General features: G+C 63.4%; 17 protein-coding genes and 1 riboswitch. Of the genes, 1 reads left to right on the forward strand and 16 read right to left on the reverse strand.

The features are described from left to right. Positions 1 to 95 precede the first annotated feature (95 nt). The 15 genes from ACP8LP_RS01790 to ACP8LP_RS01860 all read right to left on the reverse strand — a co-directional run bounded on the left by ACP8LP_RS01790 (position 96) and on the right by ACP8LP_RS01860 (position 16,062). Positions 96 to 866 carry a class I SAM-dependent methyltransferase gene (locus tag ACP8LP_RS01790; protein WP_016666947.1) on the reverse strand — a complete coding sequence of 257 codons (771 nt, stop codon included), beginning with the start codon at positions 864 to 866 and terminating at the stop codon, positions 96 to 98. Then, positions 863 to 1,882, reverse strand: a complete 1,020-nt coding sequence (locus ACP8LP_RS01795; protein WP_455768623.1) for an ABC transporter substrate-binding protein — start codon at positions 1,880 to 1,882, stop codon at positions 863 to 865. The genes ACP8LP_RS01790 and ACP8LP_RS01795 overlap by 4 nt, the downstream gene beginning before the upstream one ends. Positions 1,883 to 1,893: 11 nt before the next feature. Beyond that, positions 1,894 to 2,652 (reverse strand): ABC transporter ATP-binding protein, encoded by a 759-nt coding sequence (locus ACP8LP_RS01800; RefSeq protein ID WP_016666949.1) that lies wholly within the window; start codon positions 2,650 to 2,652, stop codon positions 1,894 to 1,896. Beyond that, the gene (locus tag ACP8LP_RS01805) at positions 2,649 to 3,674 is read right to left on the reverse strand and encodes a FecCD family ABC transporter permease (RefSeq protein ID WP_138237467.1); all 1,026 of its coding nucleotides are present in this window, start codon (positions 3,672 to 3,674) and stop codon (positions 2,649 to 2,651) included. Before ACP8LP_RS01805 ends, ACP8LP_RS01800 begins: the two co-directional genes overlap by 4 nt. 38 nt (positions 3,675 to 3,712) lie before the next feature. After that, positions 3,713 to 3,871: riboswitch (cobalamin riboswitch) on the reverse strand. A 148-nt stretch (positions 3,872 to 4,019) separates the two neighbouring features. Next, positions 4,020 to 4,826 (reverse strand): ABC transporter ATP-binding protein, encoded by an 807-nt coding sequence (locus ACP8LP_RS01810; protein ID WP_138237466.1) that lies wholly within the window; start codon positions 4,824 to 4,826, stop codon positions 4,020 to 4,022. Then, positions 4,823 to 5,845 carry a FecCD family ABC transporter permease gene (locus ACP8LP_RS01815; RefSeq protein ID WP_138237465.1) on the reverse strand — a complete coding sequence of 341 codons (1,023 nt, stop codon included), beginning with the start codon at positions 5,843 to 5,845 and terminating at the stop codon, positions 4,823 to 4,825. Before ACP8LP_RS01815 ends, ACP8LP_RS01810 begins: the two co-directional genes overlap by 4 nt. Next, on the reverse strand, positions 5,842 to 6,837 hold the full coding sequence (locus tag ACP8LP_RS01820; RefSeq protein ID WP_138237464.1) for a FecCD family ABC transporter permease: 996 nt from the start codon (positions 6,835 to 6,837) through the stop codon (positions 5,842 to 5,844). The genes ACP8LP_RS01815 and ACP8LP_RS01820 overlap by 4 nt, the downstream gene beginning before the upstream one ends. Next, positions 6,834 to 7,898: an ABC transporter substrate-binding protein gene (locus ACP8LP_RS01825; protein ID WP_016666953.1), complete on the reverse strand. Its 1,065-nt coding sequence runs from the start codon at positions 7,896 to 7,898 to the stop codon at positions 6,834 to 6,836. The genes ACP8LP_RS01820 and ACP8LP_RS01825 overlap by 4 nt, the downstream gene beginning before the upstream one ends. Positions 7,899 to 8,072: 174 nt before the next feature. Beyond that, positions 8,073 to 8,849 (reverse strand): phosphate ABC transporter ATP-binding protein PstB, encoded by a 777-nt coding sequence (gene pstB / locus ACP8LP_RS01830; protein WP_016666954.1) that lies wholly within the window; start codon positions 8,847 to 8,849, stop codon positions 8,073 to 8,075. A gap of 18 nt (positions 8,850 to 8,867) precedes the next feature. After that, a complete protein-coding gene (gene pstA, locus ACP8LP_RS01835; protein WP_016666955.1) occupies positions 8,868 to 9,800 on the reverse strand; it encodes a phosphate ABC transporter permease PstA in 933 nt (310 codons plus the stop codon). Beyond that, a complete protein-coding gene (pstC, locus tag ACP8LP_RS01840; protein ID WP_016666956.1) occupies positions 9,797 to 10,801 on the reverse strand; it encodes a phosphate ABC transporter permease subunit PstC in 1,005 nt (334 codons plus the stop codon). The genes pstA and pstC overlap by 4 nt, the downstream gene beginning before the upstream one ends. 106 nt (positions 10,802 to 10,907) lie before the next feature. Beyond that, entirely contained in the window at positions 10,908 to 12,059 is a 1,152-nt protein-coding gene (gene pstS / locus ACP8LP_RS01845) for a phosphate ABC transporter substrate-binding protein PstS (RefSeq protein ID WP_016666957.1), read from the reverse strand. 171 nt (positions 12,060 to 12,230) lie between these two features. Beyond that, positions 12,231 to 13,181, reverse strand: coding sequence for an NUDIX hydrolase (locus tag ACP8LP_RS01850; protein WP_063279216.1), 951 nt, complete (start codon positions 13,179 to 13,181; stop codon positions 12,231 to 12,233). A 6-nt stretch (positions 13,182 to 13,187) separates the two neighbouring features. After that, positions 13,188 to 15,293 (reverse strand): RNA degradosome polyphosphate kinase, encoded by a 2,106-nt coding sequence (locus ACP8LP_RS01855; protein ID WP_016666959.1) that lies wholly within the window; start codon positions 15,291 to 15,293, stop codon positions 13,188 to 13,190. Between the two features lie 124 nt (positions 15,294 to 15,417). After that, complete coding sequence (locus tag ACP8LP_RS01860; protein ID WP_249360329.1) at positions 15,418 to 16,062, reverse strand: winged helix-turn-helix transcriptional regulator; 645 nt, start codon at positions 16,060 to 16,062, stop codon at positions 15,418 to 15,420. 101 nt (positions 16,063 to 16,163) lie between these two features. Between ACP8LP_RS01860 and ACP8LP_RS01865 the strand changes: the two genes are divergently transcribed. Then, on the forward strand, positions 16,164 to 17,057 hold the full coding sequence (locus ACP8LP_RS01865) for an NADase-type glycan-binding domain-containing protein (RefSeq protein ID WP_417033797.1): 894 nt from the start codon (positions 16,164 to 16,166) through the stop codon (positions 17,055 to 17,057). 9 nt (positions 17,058 to 17,066) lie between these two features. Here the strand turns inward: ACP8LP_RS01865 and dtd are convergent, their stop codons facing one another. Continuing rightward, on the reverse strand, positions 17,067 to 17,504 hold the full coding sequence (dtd, locus tag ACP8LP_RS01870; protein WP_063279213.1) for a D-aminoacyl-tRNA deacylase: 438 nt from the start codon (positions 17,502 to 17,504) through the stop codon (positions 17,067 to 17,069). Between the last annotated feature and the right edge of the window lie 139 nt (positions 17,505 to 17,643).

The raw sequence follows: 17,643 nt of genomic DNA on the forward strand, positions 1-17,643 counted from the left end.
GTTCTTGGTCAGCCCCTGGGATGGGAGCGAGGGCGACAGTAACCCTTGACCAGAGCAGAACGGTGGGCGGGGGGTACCCCCGCCCACCTCCAGCGTCACATCGGCATCCGCCCCATCAGAATCCGGTCGTCGAACCACTGCCAGACCTGAGCAGTCTCGGTGAATCCGGCCGCGCGCATTGAGGCGAGATGGAACTCGGCGCTGACCTTCCGAGAGATGTCCTTGTCCGCCCAACGGCGTCGGAACTCCTCGGCCTCGGACTCCCATCCAGGCATGGCCAAGGCTGCGTCCCACCATTCCTGCCAGGACATTGCCCCGTCGTCTCGCATCTGAGCCTCGGTGCGGTCTCGTTCTGCCGGGGCCAATTCAGCCAGGAAAGGCTCAGTGGCCTTGTCGAAGAAGAGATGATCGGCATTGAGCAGGATCCCGCCAGGGGTCAGCACCGAGGCGATGTCCTGGTGCACCCTCGTCAACTCATCGGGCTCGAACCAGTGCAGGGCCGTCGCGCTGACAGCGGCATCAAAGGGTTCCTCAGCCCACCGGGCCGCCCATCCGGGCTCCCGTAGGTCGACATCGACGATCTCAATTCGATCCGGGTGTGGCGTCGTCTCGCGGAACAACCGCATGAGCACCGGGTCGCGATCGATCCCCACACAGCTGGCGTCACCAAATCTCTGTGTGACGGCGTTTGACAAGGATCCAGGTCCACAGCACACGTCGAGGACGCGCAATGGGTGGTCGAGTTTCTTGGCCAGCCCGGCCAGGATGTCCATCATGCAGCGGGTGCGATTCTCGCGGAACTCGATGTACATCTTCTGCTGGGCGTCCCATGCCTGTAGAAGTTGTCGTGGTGTCAGTGAGGTCACTTTTCCGCCATGAGCTCGTGCAGCTTCTCGACGCCCGTGATGGACGACGGGGACGGTGGATCAATCAGAGAGAACGGCAGCACGACAACGTGACCATTCTTGACGGCGTCGAGTTCCTTGGCTCCCTTGAAGCCGAGGAATGTTGACTCAACCTTCGAGGCATCTCCGGTACCGGCAAGTAGCACTATCCATTTCGGGTTCTTGTGCAACACGTCCTCCATGGAGGCGTCGAAGACGCGTTTGGAGTTGTTGCCGTAGAGGTTCTTCAATCCGTTCGCGTCCAGAATGGGCTGAACCATGCTGGACGATCCGTAGGTGTAGAACTCGGTGCTACCAGGAGTGATGTACAGGGCAGCTGCACCGTCCTTGGTACCCGATCCTGCCTGGGACTCGATCTTCTTGATCTTGCCCTCGAGGTTTTTGTTGACCTCCTTGGCCTTGTCCGCGACGTTGAAGATGTTTCCGATTTTCGTCACCTCCTGGGTGACGAGGGAGAAGGTGGCCGGTGATGCGGGAGCCTTGTCAGGACACATGGCGTCAGGGCTGTACGTCTTGACTCCGGCCTTGCGCAGAGCTGCGCGGTCGACGCCGGTGTCGTAGCCGATGACCAGATCCGCATGCTGGTTGAGGATGGTCTCGGTGGACACCTTCGCGCCGCCGGTGTCGAGCTCCTGGGAGGCGATCTGCGGAATGGCCTTGATCTTGGCAAGCGTGCCGGCGTCAAAGGCGTCTTCCTTGATCTGCCCGGCGCGACCAATGACGTGGTCAAGTACGCCGAGGGCAGCCATGGTCGAGGCATCGATGTCTCCCAGCATGATGACCCGCTTGGGGGAATCGGTGAAGCTGAGCTTCTCGGTGCAGCTCAAGACCGTCCTGGGCAGTGCCGAGGACGCCGAGGCCGACGGAGAGGACTTATCGGTTGAGGAACCAGCGCAGGCGCTCATGGACAGGGCGCACAGTCCCGCGAGGGTTGCCGCCGCTGCGCGAGTCGTGCGGCGGGTGCGGAGGGCTGACATGGTGTTCTCCTTCATCGTGGTGGGTTGAACAGAAGATGGATGTGTCCGTCGTGGGAAATGCGGTCCACGTCGACCCGGTAGATTCGCGACAGCAGATCGGGTTGCAGGACCTCCTCACAAGGGCCGGAGGCGACGAGGCGGCCTTGATCAAGCAACACCAGTCGGTCGCATGCTCGAGCTGCCAGGTTGAGGTCATGGAGCACGATCACGGTGGTGGCGTCAATGGTTTTGACGAGGTCGAGCAGGGCGAACTGATGGCCGATGTCGAGGTGATTGGTGGGCTCGTCGAGCAGCAGATGGCCGGCCTGCTGGGCGATGGCTCGGGCGACGAGAACCCTCTGACGTTCCCCGCCGGACAACTGGGTGACGAGTCGATCCGCGAGACCTGTCAGGTCCGTTCTCGTCAGGGCATTGTCGACGATGTCACGATCGGTCGCATCCCCGTATCCCATGAGCGATCGGTGGGGGAGTCGTCCCAGGGAGACGGTGTCGCGAACCGTCAGCGGCAGGGCTTGATCGGGAATCTGAGAGACGACGGCGACCTCGCGCGCAATCTCGCGGCGATTCATGGCTGAGAGATCATGGTCGCTGACGGTGACTCGTCCGGAGGCAATCGCGACGTTGCGGTACAGCGCAGACAACAAGGTTGACTTTCCTGCGCCATTGGGGCCGACGACCCCGATGGTCACGCCCTGATCCGCTGAAAGATCGACGCCGTCGAGGACAACCCGCTGTCCTCGGTGAATGACTAAGTCGGAAGCGGTGATCATGCCATCGCCTCCCGTCGCACCAACACGAGGAGGAACGGCGCGCCGAGCAGACCCGTGATGACTCCGATGGGCAGTTCGGCTGGGCTGAACACGGTGCGTGAGAAGGTGTCGGCCCACATCAGGAAGATGGCTCCGGCTATCGCTGAGGAGACCACCAACCGACGGTGGCCATGACCGATGAAGGATCGCATGAGGTGGGGGATGACCAGTCCGACGAAACCGATGCCGCCGGAGATAGCCACCGCCGTGGCCACCCCAGCCGATACGGGGACGAGAAGCAGCACACGGATGACGGTCGGGTCGATCCCGACCGCGGTGGCCGTGGAATCCCCAGACGCCAACGCGTCGAGCCATGGGGCACATGCCCACAGCAGTACAGTCAGAACGATCGCGACGACAACGTTCGTCCATCCCTGCCCCCAGCTGGCTCGAGACAGGTCACCGAGGGTCCAGAACATCACCGCGCGTGCAGTCTCGGCCGAGTCGGAGGAGAAGATGATGAAATTGGTGACGGCTTGAAAGATGAATCCCACCGCGAGACCGGCGAGGACGAGACGCAGCGTCGACGAGTTCCGGCCGCCGCCCATGAACAGCACGATCGCGGTCGACAGCAGCGCTCCCAGGAAGGCCATGCCGGCTACTGCGAATGATGAGGTGACGCCGACGATGATGATCGCCGCGGCAGCTCCCGAGGAGGCTCCCGCGCTCACACCAAGTACGTAGGGCTCAGCGAGGGGGTTGCGAACCACGGCTTGGAGGGCGACTCCGGCGACACCGAGGGTCGCGCCGACGCCGAGCCCGGTGACGATGCGAGGCATGCGGTTCTGCCAGACGATCGCGTCGGTAATGGAGTCCCAGGTCACGTGAATGGGAATGCCACAATGGTCGGCGAGTACCCCCAAGACCTGACCGATGGGTACCGGTGCGGCACCAAAGGCAATCGAGAGTACCGGCGTGAGCACGAGGAGAGTCACGAGTAGGAAGAAGTGAGCCGGGGTACGGCGGTGAAGGAGTCGAGCCAAGGGAAAGCCGTCCTCGTCAGGGCCGAATCGCGCGGCCGTCGGTCAGATACGGTCCAGGAGGTTTTCGGACTTGGCCTCAACCGAACGGGCGCCTTCCCGGTTTCCCAGTGGCTTGTCTGCCCGTTCGTCCGCCTTACCGCTGCGCGTCAGCCCCCGATTCACACGGGGTTCCCTACGCCGGACGCAATCATCTTAGCAGTGCCTCACAACTGGAATTCGGTTACCCTCACATCCCAGCGTTGTCCTGTCTCCAGTACCTCATGAAGACGATGTGGCGACGGTCGATGCCATACCCATCGGCGAGGGCCCGACGTCAGTGACGCACCATGGAGGGCTTCTCGCGAGTCAGCCGTCATCGACCCCCACGGTGTCGATCGGGATGACGATGGGCGTCCCGACATCCGGGGCATGGATGATGTGCGTGTGCACGCCAAAGACTTCTCGCATGACGTCGGCGGTGATGACCTCGGTCGGGGTTCCGTTCGCTCGAATCTCCCCGTCACGCATGGCCACTAACCAGTCGCAGTAGCGCGCCGCCATGTTGATGTCATGGAGCACCATGACGATCGTCACCCCGTCACGGCGGTTGAGGTCACGCAACAAGCTGAGAACGTCGATCTGATGGGCCAGATCAAGGTAGGTCGTCGGTTCGTCGAGGAAGAGCACGTCGGTGTTCTGGGCCAAGGCCATGGCGATCCACACTCGCTGGCGCTGACCTCCGGACAGCTCGTCAACCGGTCGTCGGGCCAGCTCGACGATTCCAGTGCGTTCCAGCGCCGACGCCACCGCCTGCTCATCGGCGGTGGTCCATCGTCCGAAAATTCCTTGGTGAGGAGCGCGTCCGCGCGCCACCAGATCTGCGACGGTGATCGTCGTCGGAGCTGTCGGGGACTGCGGCAACAACCCGACGACACGGGCGAGTTGCCGGGTCGGCACAGTGGGGAGCTCCTGACCGTCCAGGACGACCTGACCGCTGCTGGGGCGGATCAACCGTGTCATCGCCCGTAACAGGGTGGATTTGCCACAACCGTTCGGGCCAATGATTGCCCCGATCCTTCCGGTCGGGATGCTGAGGTCGAGGTGGTCCAGGACGGCGCGGTCTCCGTACCCAACCGATACCGCGTCGGCCTTCAGATGATGACTGGTTCTCACGCACTCTCCTTTCGAGACTGACGAGCCATGACGATGAGCAGGTACACCCCGCCCAGAATCCCGGTGACCAGCCCCACCGGATAGGTGTGTGACATGAGGTTGGCGCCGACGAAGTCGCACACCAGTACCAGGACCGATCCAGTGAGCGCGGAGGCCATGAGTGGGGCATCTCCTGGGCCACACAGTCGAAATGCAATCGGTCCGCACATCAGCGACACGAAGGCGATCGGTCCTGCAACGGCAGTGGCGCAGGCCAGCACGATGACCCCGACGATCATGAGCAGAGCACGAGTCCGCTCCACGTGTACCCCCAGCCCGGTGGCCAGGTCATCCCCCACGTCCATGGTCCCGAGGTGGCGAGAGTTGGCCAGCAGCACCGGTAGGCCGATGACAAGGACGACGGCGAGAGTGGCGGATTGGTCAGCGGAAGCCACGGCAAGGTTGCCCGCGAGCCAACGAGCAGCCCCAGCCGCATCATTGGGATCGGCGCGGACCATCAGCCACATCGTCCCTGCGGTCGCCATAGCCCCCGTCGCAATGCCCATGAGGATGAGCCGCTCGCCACCTGATGTGTCGTGGCGCGCAAGCCCGACGACGATGCCGGCCGTTACGATCGCTCCCGCGACGGCCAGACACGTCAGCTGCAGGCCGGACCATCCGAGCACGATGATTCCAGCTACCGCGGCAGTGTTGGCCCCGGCCGTGATCCCGATGACGTCAGGGCTTGCCAACGTGTTGCGCAGCAGGGCCTGGAACAATGCTCCGACAAGGCCAAATGCAGCGCCACAGAGAAGTCCGGCAATGGTGCGTGGGAGACGGAGGTCACCGATGATAAAGGATGCCGGGCCGACCTGCCCGCGGAGAGCGTCGACGACTTGTGACGGCGAGTACATCTGCTCGCCAAGGCACAGGCTGGCAATGAAAGCGGCGACAGTTGCCACCGACAAGATGGTCACGACCAGACCACGACGCAGGCGGCGGTGCCGTCGCCCTTGCCGCACGAGAGCAAACGCGCTCATCGTTGTCTCACCTCCCGGCAACGGATCAGGGCGATGAACACCGGAGCTCCGGTGATTGCGGTGACGATTCCCACCGCGACGTCGGCAGGCCGAGTGATGACGCGTCCCAGGACGTCGGACGCCAGCACCAGAACGGGTCCGCAGATGGCACACCATGCCAGCACCCGCCGATTGTCCGGGCCGACGACGGCCCGCACGGCGTGAGGGGCGATGAGCCCCACGAACCCGATGGGACCCGTCAGCGCTGTGGTTCCAGCTGCCAGCAGGACGGCGGCCACCGATGACGTCACCCGGACGACAGCCACTCGCGTCCCCAGGCCCGCTGCCAGGTCTTCTCCCAACGCGAGGGTGTTCAGGCCTGGGGCGCTGATGGCAGCCAGCACCACTCCGACGAGGAGCAGAGGAGACACCGTCGCGATCTGTCCCAGATTGGGTCCGCTGAGGGATCCTGCCTGCCAGGTTCGGAAGGATTGCAGCAGGTTCGGGTGAGGTAACAACACCATCTGAATGAAACCGGTGAGGACGGCGGTGACGATGGCTCCGGCCAGTGCCAGTCGGACGGGAGCTGGCCGGCTGCGGTATCCGGCTCCGATGAGCCAGACCAGGGCGGCAGCTGCGGCAGCCCCGGCAACGGCCAGCCAGACGTACTGGATTGGTGCCGTCAGGCCCAGGTGGGCGATACCGACGAGGACAGCGAGAGCGGCCCCGGAGTTGATGCCGAGAATTCCTGGATCGGCCAGGGGATTGCGGGTCAGCGCCTGCATGAGGACGCCGGAGAGTGCGAGGGCGGCTCCGGACACCAGGCCGAGGACCGTGCGTGGAACGCGTGAGCGGATGACCTCGGCGACAAAGGGGTCAGCGGACGGCTGTCTCAGGGTCGTCCACAGATCATGGAGCGGGATGGATCGTGAACCCACCATCACCGAGGCCGCGCACAGACAGGCGAGCAGGACGGTGACGACGAGCAGGGTCCATCCCCTCCGTGGTGTCACGCCTTCGCCTTCGTGGCCGCTTCGGCCAGTCGCTCGACGAGCGGTCCCACCTGACCGGGGATGGACAAGGCACTGGCAGACATCGATGCCGCGAGCGGGGAGTTGTCCTCGAGAACGGCCACTGCTCCCTTGCGCACAGCGGTGATCTTCGAGAGCAACGGGTGCTTGGCGAGCAGACCGGGAAGGGTTTTGGGATCTCCGTAGCAGACGATGAGGTCGACGTCATTGAACATGTCGGCCTTCTCCGCCGAAGCCGTGGTGTAGAACTGCTTCGACTCCGCCGACAGCTTCTGGATTGATGACGGCGCCTTGAAGCCGAGGTCGGTGAGGTAGTCAGCACGAGAGTCGCCCTTGGTGTAAACCGAGATCTCCGAGAGCTTCTTGACGTCGAAATAGAACATTCCGGCGGTGAGTCCCTTGACGTCGGGGTGCGCAGCCAAGGCGTCAGCGATCGACTTCTCGCAGGACGTGATGACCTCTTCGGCCTTGTCGGTCTTTCCGACGACCTCGGCGATGGTGCGCAGGTGGGTACGCCAGTTGATGCTCCACGCCTTTTCGAGGTAGGGAAGGGTGGGGGCGATCTTGGAGAGCTTGTCGTACTGCTCCTTGGTCATCCCGGAGTTGAGGCCGCTGACGAGATCAGGTTGGGTCGCTGCGATGGCGGCGGCGTCGGTGTCGCTGGTCTCGTCGTAGAGCTTGGGCGCCTTGTCGCCGGTCGCATTGAGCTTGGCCAGGGCATCAGCCACCCATGTGTGCATCCCCTTTCCGGAGGGATCGCCATAAGTGGCTTTCGGCATGCCGACGGGAACCAGTCCGATGGCCAGGACGGCATCCTGACCAGCCCACCCAGTGGTGGCAATGCGGGTTGCAGGAGACTTCGCCACAGTCTCGCCCCAGGCATGCTTGATCCTCACCGGGAACCCCTTGGTGGCTGACGAGTGCTGGTTCGCGCCACTGGGCGAGGTGTCAGTGTCCTTGCTGCAACCGGCCAGAGCTGCGGCGGCACCGAGGCCGAGAGACGATGCGAGGATGGTGCGCCTCGATATGGGGGACGGGAACATGAATTCTCCTTGGTACCGTGACAATGCCTTGTTAGGTTAGTCAACCCTGAGAAGGAAAATCCAGCAACGTAAGGACCATGTGTCATTGGGCGTACAACCCCTTGCCAGCAGGAGGAAGACGGCAAAGCCCCGGGGCGTGTTGCCTCGGGGCTTCGAGATAACGGGTGGGTCGACTCAGCCGAAACGACCGGAGATGTAATCCTCGGTGGCCTTCTCCTTCGGGTTGGAGAAGATCTTGTCGGTGCGGTCGATCTCGACGAGGCGGCCAGGTTCTCCCTGGGCCTTGAGGTTGAAGAAGGCGGTCTGGTCGGAGACACGAGCGGCCTGCTGCATGTTGTGGGTCACGATGACCACGGTGAAGCGCTCCTTGAGCTCTCCGACAAGGTCCTCGATGGCCAGGGTCGAGATCGGGTCCAGGGCCGAGCAGGGCTCGTCCATGAGTAGAACCTCCGGCTCGACGGCGATGGCGCGGGCGATGCACAGACGCTGCTGCTGACCACCAGACAGGGAGGCACCGGAGCGCTCCAGGCGATCCTTGACCTCGTCCCACAGGTTGGCGCCGCGCAGTGACTTCTCGCAGGCCTCGTCGAGCAGCTTGTTGTCGCGTACGCCATTGAGCTTCAGACCGGCCACGACGTTGTCGCGAATTGACATCGCCGGGAACGGGTTCGCTCGCTGGAAAACCATGCCGATATTGCGTCGCACGGCCACCGGGTCGACGCCCTTGCCGTAGAGATCGACGCCGTCGAGCTCCACCTTGCCGGTGCAGTAGGCACCGGGGATGACCTCGTGCATGCGGTTGAGGGTCCGCAGCACCGTCGACTTGCCACAACCGGACGGGCCGATGAAAGCCGTCACGGTACGGGGCTCGACGGTCAGGTTCACCGACTCAACGGCGTGGAAGGAGCCGTAGTAGATGTTGAGGTCCTTGACCTCGATCCGCTTTGCCATATTCAGCTCTCTTTCGTGTCACTTGCCCATGCGACGCATGTAGCGGCGGGAGATGCCACGGGCAATGAGGTTGAGTCCCATGACGAGGATGATCAGGGTGATCGCAGCGCCCCAGACGACCGGGGTGTCCACGCCGCCCTGGGTGTAGGCGTTCGTGATGACGGTTGGCAGGGTTGCGAAGTTCGGGGTCGACGGGTTGAAGGTCAACTCAGTGTTGAACTGCAGCAACACGATGAGCGGTGCCGTCTCTCCCATGACTCGGGCCAGGCCGAGCACGACGCCGGTAAGAATGCCGGTCATCGAGGTCGGCAGAACGACCTTCATGATCGTCTTCCACTTGGAGACGCCCAGGGCGAAGGAGGCCTCGCGCAACGAGTCCGGCACCAGCTTGAGCATCTCCTCGGTGGATCGCAGCACCGTCGGCACCATGAGGATCATGAGGGCCAGGGAGGATGCCCAGGCCGACTGAGTTCCGCCGAGGGTGGTGACGACCATGGCGAAGATGAACAGGGCCGCGACGATGGACGGTACACCCGTCAGGACGTCGACGGCGAAGCTGACGACCTTGGCGATCTTGGTGCCCCGCGCGTACTCCACCAGGAAGATGGCGGTCAGCAGAGCGATCGGCACGGAGATGATCGAGGTGATGAGACCGATCTCGATGGTTCCGACGAGGGCGTGGATGGCCCCCTGCTCGACGAGGTCCCAGGCCGGGTCCATCGAGTGGGTCCACCAGGAGGCATGGAAGAGGGAGCCGATACCGCGTCGGACGGCCGCGAACAACAACCAGACCAGCGGGATGACGGCAAGCAGGGTGGCGACGATCATGAAGACCGAGGCGCAACCGCTCTTCGTGGTCCGCTTGCCGGACGGACGGGAGAGGTCCAGCTTGCCGACCTCGGGCACCCCCTCGGAGTGTGCGGGGATGTGATCAGGGGTGGTGGCGCTCATCGCTTGACTCCCTTCGCCGCGATCAGGCGGGCAGCCGCGTTGACCACGAAGGTGATGACGAACAGGGCCAGGGCCGACGCCACCAGGGCACCCAACGAGGTGGGGTCGCTGATGGCCTCGGAGAAGTTACCGGCGATCTTCGAGGCGAAGGTCTCGCCGCCGACGAAGATCGACAGGTTGAGCTTCTGCTTGAGGGCCATGGGGCTGATCGTCTGCAGGATCAGGGTGACGGCCAGTGTCTCGCCGAGGGCACGTCCCAGACCGAGCATGGCTCCAGAGATGATTCCGGAGCGGGAGTGGGGGAGCACTGCGAGCTTGATGACTTCCCAGCGCGTCGACCCCAGGGCCAGCGCAGCCTCGATCTGATCGTGCGGGGTCTGGGCCATGACGTCGCGGCTGACGGCGGTGATGATCGGCAGGATCATGATGGCCAGCACCAGGCTGGCGAGGTAGACCGTGCCGGTGGCGGAGGACCAGGCCGGGTCCTCCGAGAAGATCGGGATCCAGCCGAGTACCGCGATGATGGCGTGACGCAGACCATTGACGATGCCCGACGACCCGAAGACGATGCCGCCCCACAGGCCGAAGACGATCGAGGGCACAGCGGCCAGCAGATCGACGACGAAGGCGACGGGGCTGGCGAGTTTCTTGGGTGCCAACTGGGTGATGAACAGGGCGATGCCCACCGAGAGGGGAACTGCGATGAGCAGTGCGAGCAGGGACGAGATGACCGTCGTCCACAGCAAGGCCTGAATACCAAAGGCCGGTGGATTCTGGTCGGTCGTCCAGGCACGAGAGGTGAAGAAGTTGTCGGTGTTGGCCGACAGGGTCGGTGCCGCCGTCTTGATGAGGAAGATGAACATCAGGATGACGATGATGGCCAGCGCAATGGCGATGACCGACGAGGCGCCGGCGAAAATCCTGTCCCCGACCCGGGACACCGGCTTCATGCGAGACGCGGCTGTTGGCTTCCGCTGCGCCGTCGATGTGGTTTCAGCCATGGGCTTCCTTCGTCGCGTTCATGGTTGTTTTCGTGGGTTGGGGCGGGAGGGCGTCGTGCGTCCTCCCGCCCCAGAGCACCGGGACCAAATTACCCGGCGAAGTCGATCAGGAGAGAGCCTGAGCGGCGGTCAGAACCTTCGAGGCAACATCGGAAGGTAGCGGAGCGTAACCGAGGTCCTGGATCTTCTTCTGCTCCTTCTCGGAAGCGTAGAAGGAGAGGAAGTCCTTCAGGAGGGCGGTCTTTTCGGCATTCTGGCCCTTGGAGCAAGCGATCTCGTAAGTCACCAGAACGGCGGGGTACACGCCAGCCGGGGTGTCCTTGTACTGGAGCTCGAGCTGCAGGTCGTTGCCCTGGCCAGCGACCTTGGCGGCCGAGATGGCCTTACCAGCGGACTCACCGGTCAGCTTGACCGGGCCGTTGCCGTTGTCGATGGCAGCCATGTCGAGCTTGTTCTTGGTGGCGTAGGACCACTCGTCGTAGGAGATCGAGTTCTTGGTCTCCTTGACAGCCTGAGCGATGCCGGCCGACTTGTCAGCACCCTTGCCAGCGCCCTTCCAGGTCTTGGAGTGCTTCTCGGTCCAGATGTCACCAGCGGCCTTGTTGAGGAACTTGGTGAAGTTGTCAGTGGTGCCCGACTCGTCCTTGCGGTAGAAGACCTCGATTTGGGCGGACGGCAGCTTGGCGGAGGGATTCTCCTTCTTGATGGCCGGGTCGTCCCACTTCTTGATGGCGCCGGAGAAGATCTTGGCGAGGGTCGGGGTCGAGAGGGTCAGATCCTTGACCCCGTCAACGTTGTAGACCACGGCAATCGGGCCGGCAGCCATCGGGAGGTGCCACGGATCGGCGTTGCAGCGCTGCTTGGCCTTGTCAGGCTCGCCCTTGTCCTTGTTGAGGACGGAGTCGGAGCCGGCCCAGTCGGTCTGCTTGCCGATGAAGGACTTCACACCGGCGCCGGAGCCGGTGGGGGAGTAGTTGATGGTGGCCGAGGAGCAAGCGGCCTTGTAGTCAGAGATGACCTGGTTGATGGCGTTCAGCTGAGCCGAGGAGCCAGCGCCGGAAATGTTGCCACCGGGGCAGGCCGGCTTGAACGAGGCGGCGTCAGCGTTGTTCGCCGAGCTGGCGGAGGAAGCAGCAGCCGAAGTGGCCTCGGATGACGAGGCAGAGCTGGAGCCCTTGTCGCCGTTGGCGCCACAAGCGGTGAGGGAGATGGCGCCAATAGCAGCCAGGGCAGTGATTTTGGCGAGACGGTTCGTCACGGCACATCCTTTTCGAGTGATCTCCTGGAGCCGCCGTTGCGGTCCTTGGTACAGGGATGACGCTAGGGTTTGAAAATGTCGCAACAACCGCGTCAAGGTGAACGCAAGATGAATACCGGCGGCATCCCGATTGAAGGGAGTCACTCAGGGGCCCGAAGGTGACCTCCTGTGTCAGTATTTTGAGGAGTACCACTCCTGGCTGATTGTGTGTCCCGCCTCATCCAGGTGAACGATCAGGCATTCTGCGGTTGACATGGGGTGATTCGCCCCACCGAGGGCGTCCCGCATGGTCGGTAGGACTGGTCGGTGGCCGCACACCGCGACTGGACGTGACGGGTCGGAGAGGGCACGACCAGCGATTTTTCTCATGGCGGACACGGTCTTGGCTGAATCGGCCGCGTGAGCCTCCTCGCTCAGCGCGTCGATCGCGACGATGTCGGCCCCAATGTTCTCGGCGTACGGCTTGAGGGTTTGCATGCATCGAGTGGACGACGAGCTGACAAGGTGAGACACCCCAAAGGCGCCGAGCAGGTCAATCAACGCCCTGGCCTGACGACGGCCACGCCTTTCCAACGGACGCTTGGCGTCCGTGGCCGTCTTCTTCTTGCGAGAACTCCATTCCTTGCGCGACACGGCCTTGCCATGGCGCACCAGGATGATCGTCGAGGTCGACGGTAGCTCGAGGGCTTCCTTGAGGACTTGGACGTCAGTGGGATAACTGAGTTGTTCCAGAGCTTGGTCCGTGGGCATCCAAAAAGCACCGTCAATCTCTTCCGGGCTGGCGGTTGCCTCCTCGATTGATCCGCCGACGGCAACCCCAAGCCACCATGACACCACCTTTGCGCGTCTCTTCGGTTTGCCGCTGGCAGTGGAGTACTTGACGGTGTACTCGGTGGGTTGCAGGGGCATCGACAACCGAATGTCGATTCCGGTTTCCTCGGCCACCTCGCGGACGGCGGTGATGGGGAGATCCTCTCCCCGTTCGACCTTTCCCTTGGGCAGGGAGAGGTCGTCATAGTCGGGACGATGGACGACGAGCACCTCGCGGGCGCCCTCGGTGCCGTCGATGTCACGAAACACGACGGCACCAGCGGCCTGGATAGGCCCCTTGTGCCCTCCCATCTCGGCTCATCGCCTCCTGTCGCGGGTTCGTCGGATGAGTTCTTCCTGAAGGTCGGCCAGCACCGTGCCGTCGGGCCCGCGGGAGACCTCGGTCCAGGTGCGGTCCTGCAGGTGCCAGGACACCGTCCCCGGGTCGAAGGCCCTCACGAACAACTCTTCGACCTCTGCCACGTGTTGCTTGTTCGACAACCCGACGAGGGCTTCCACGCGGCGGTCGAGGTTGCGGTGCATGAGATCGGCCGACCCAATGGCGACCATCGGACGACCACCGTTGGCGAACCAGAAGACACGAGAGTGTTCGAGGAACCGTCCCAACACCGAGACGACGCGAATGTTCTCGCTCAAACCGGGCACCCCAGGACGGATGGCGCAGATGCCGCGTACCCACAGGTCCACCGGCACCCCGGCGCGAGAGGCCCGGTAGAGGGCGTCAATGACGCGCTCGTCGACGATCGAGTTGACCTTGATCTTCACACCGGCAGGCAGACCAGCCTTCTTGTTCTCGATTTCGTGCTCGATGGCGTCGATGATGCCGCTGCGGATGCTCTCAGGGGCCACCAGCAGTCGGCGGTAACGCTTCTCGGCGGTCATCCCGGACAGGTGGTTGAAGAGCCTCGCGACGTCCTCGGTAATGATCGGATTGGACGTCAGCAGTCCCAGGTCCTCGTACTGACGAGCGGTCTTGGGGTTGTAGTTGCCAGTGCCGATGTGGGCGTAACGACGCAGTCCCTCGCCCTCGTCACGGATGGCCATAGCCAGCTTGCAATGGGTCTTGAGGCCGACCATGCCGTAGACGACGTGGACTCCGGCACGTTCCAGTACCCGCGCCCAGGTGATGTTGGCCTGCTCGTCGAATCTGGCCTTGATCTCCACGACGGCCAACACCTGCTTGCCGGCCTCAGCGGCGTCAACGAGGGCGTCGATGATGGGGGAGTCGCCAGAGGTGCGGTACAGGGTCTGCTTGATGGCCAAGACCTGAGGATCGTGGGCGGCCTGCTCGATGAACCTCTGCACGCTGGTGGCGAAGGAGTCGTACGGGTGGTGCACCAGGACGTCACGACGACGAATGGCCGCAAACATGTCTGCCGGGCGAGCTGTCTCGACCTCGGCCAGGTGCGGATGGGTGATGGGCAGGAAGTTCGGGTAGGACAGGTCGTCACGGTCGACGTCGGCCAGGGAGAACAGGCCGGTGAGATCAAGTGGGGAAGGAAGCCGGAAGACCTCCTTGTCCTTGATGTCGAGCTCACGGGTGAGCAGGGTGAGCATCTCGTCGGTGATGTCGTCCTGCACCTCGAGGCGTACCGGGGGACGTCCCACCTTGCGGCGCAGCAGCTCCTTCTCGAGGGCGAAGAGCAGGTTTTCGGCGTCGTCCTCCTCGACCTCGAGGTCCTCGTTGCGTGTGACGCGGAAGGTGGTGTGCTGCAGCACATGCATGCCGGTGAACAACTGGTCCAGGTGACGGCTGATGATCTCCTCGAGGGGGAGGAATCGTCCTGCACCCAGGTTGACCAGACGAGGTAGCACCGACGGCACCTTGACCCGGGCGAACTGCTCGGCCCCGGTGATGGGGTTGGCCAGCATGACGGCCAGGTTGATCGACAGGCCGCGGATGTAGGGGAAGGGGTGCGACGGATCGACGGCCAGCGGGGTGAGAATCGGGAAGATCCGCTCCGAGAAGAGGGTGCGCATCCGGCCCTTCTCGTCGTCGGTCAGCTCCGACCAGCGCAGGATCTCGATGCCCTCGGCGGCCAGGCCTGGACGGACTTCCTCGGCGAAGACGCGGGATTGCTCAGCGACAAGCTCGTGGGTCCGAGCGAGGATCGCGTCATGGAGTTCGCGCGGCAGCAGACCGGCAACTGATGGGACGGCGACCCCGGCGTCGATACGGCGTTTGAGGCCAGCGACGCGCACCATGAAGAACTCGTCAAGATTGGACGAGAAGATGGCCAGGAACTTCGCCCGTTCCAGCAGTGGAATGCGCTCGGCATCTCGGGCAAGATCCAGCACCCGCTCGTTGAAGGCGAGCCATGACAGCTCGCGATCGCTGTACCGATCCTCCGGCAGCTCGTCGGTAGGAGTCGGGGACACTCCGGGGTTGGACTTCTTGGCCATGGACACACTCCTTGGAGACCTGTCCGCCCGCGACGTGGTGGGCGTAGCAGGACACAATCTATCTGACGATAGCTGTCCACGGCGGATGCAACCCGGCGTCCGCTCCGAGAACATGCGAATGAACTCAGCGTTCAGCCTGGAATCGGTACCCGACAGATCGCACCGTCTGGATGTGTCCCTCGTACTCCGGGCCGACCTTGGCTCGCAGACGACGGATGTGTACGTCAACAGTTCGGGTGCCGCCGTAATAGTCGTATCCCCACACGTCCGACAGCAAGATGTCGCGAGTGAGCACTCTCCCGGGGTGACCGACGAGGTATTTCAAGAGCTCGAACTCGGTATAGGTGAGGTCGAGATCCTTGCCTCCGACGGTGGCGGTGTAACCGTCCTCGTCAACGGTGAACGGTCCCGCGACAAGCTGGTTGGTCACCTGGACGGTGAACAGGCAGCGCAGTCGGGTCTCTGCCTCGAGTGGGGTGGCCGAGTCACAGAGGAAATCGTCCATCCCCCAGTCGGGACTGATGACCGACAGGGTGTCCGGGCCAGCGAGCAAGAGGATCGGGACTCGTCTCTCATGACATGACAGCCGCAGGCACGCCTCCCGGGCCTTGGCAGGTTCGTGATGGCAGTCGACCAGGACGATGTCGACTCCCTCCAGATGGGACAGACATTCCTGTATGTCGTCGTAGCGGATGATGCTGTGTGGAAGCAGTTCCAGGGCCTGGGGAAGCGGGGCGTCCAGGGGACCAAGCAGGGACAGTCGTGCCATCCGGATGCCCTCCATGTCGTCTAAGAGCCAGAGCCGTGATGCACCCCATCATCCCACGGCCATCTAGGCCGTCTCATGATGTCAGCACTACCATGGCTGGAGTGACGAGGATGCCTGACGAGTGGTTCCGTCCGGACGAGGAGAAGTCCGGACCGGATGAGCCTCGCCGTGCGGACGAGTCCGAACCGTCGTCCGAGTCGTCAGATTCAGCCCCGCGGCACGCTGCCACAGGGGACAGTTCTGCCAGCACGACGACAAGTGGGTCGGTTCGTGTCATCAACGATGACACTGGACCAAGCGTCGTCGTCGGTCACGCCCGCGTCACCGGAGCGGCCGCAGCTGTACGGCGGCATCGGTTCCCCGTCTGGACATTGATGGTCGCGGCAGCCCTCGTCGTCGGTTTGGTGCTGGGCACCTTCATCACCCAGTCCCGCGACGGTACCGGCGCGGTCAAGGCGGCGCCGACCCAGTCCTCGCCTGCGGCGACGATCTCGGCAGCGATGCCCTACCAGGGTCCGGGCAGGCCCATTCGTGGTCTCAAGGCGACGGCCTCGTGCGTGTCCGATCCGGCCGTCGACTCCGAACATCACCTGGTGAGGTACGACTCCGAGTACGTGGTCGACGACAAACCGCAGACGGCCTGGCGATGCAATGGATCCGGCGAAGGTCAACAGATCACCCTGACCATGCCGCGGCCGTCCCGGATAGTGGGGGTCGGATTGATCAACGGCTATGCCAAGGTCTACGGCGACGTCAACCTGTATCCGCAGTACCGGCGGGTGCGGACGGTGCGCTGGAAGCTGCCGGACGGCACGTGGTTCGACCAGGATTTCACCGATGACGATGAGTCGATCCAGAAGGTCATGATCCCCCCACACGCCGTCAAGGGGGACATCACTCTGACCATCATTGCCACGACCGAGCCGGGGCTGCTTGGGGAGCCAACTCGCGACTCCGTCCTCATCTCCTCAGTCCAGGTTTACGAGGAGGGCTGACAGGCAGGTTCAGCGCCAGTCGTCGGTGTCGATGAGGATCGTCATCGGGCCGTCGTTGACCAGGCTGACCTTCATGTCGGCGCCGAAAACACCGGTCTCGACATGCGCACCCAGCCCGCGCAAGTGGGAAACGAAGTGGTCGATCAGAGGCTCCGAGACGGGGCCGGGCGCGGCCGCGTTCCACGACGGCCGACGCCCCTTCCGCGTGCTTGCATAGAGGGTGAACTGGCTGACGACAAGGACCGGAGCATCGATGTCGCTGGCTGACTTCTCGTCATCAAGGATACGCAGACCCCAGATCTTCTCGGCGAGTTTCTCGGCGTCGGCAGCGGTGTCGGTGCCGGTCACTCCCACCAGCACGACGAGTCCGGGACTGGGCAGGGCTCCGACCGCTTGGCCCTCGACGGTGACCTCTGCACTGTTTGCTCTCTGAATGACGACTCGCACGGAATCGAGTCTACGGAGCGAACCTCGTAGAATCAGTGTGTGGCTGTAGCTGATCTCGTGGTTCTGGTGACTGTCGCCGTGATAGGCGCCGTGTTGCCGCTCGTTGCTGTGACGCGAGTTCTCGTTGCAGCCTGGCGCG

The organism is Cutibacterium sp. LaCa_89 (assembly GCF_058177555.1).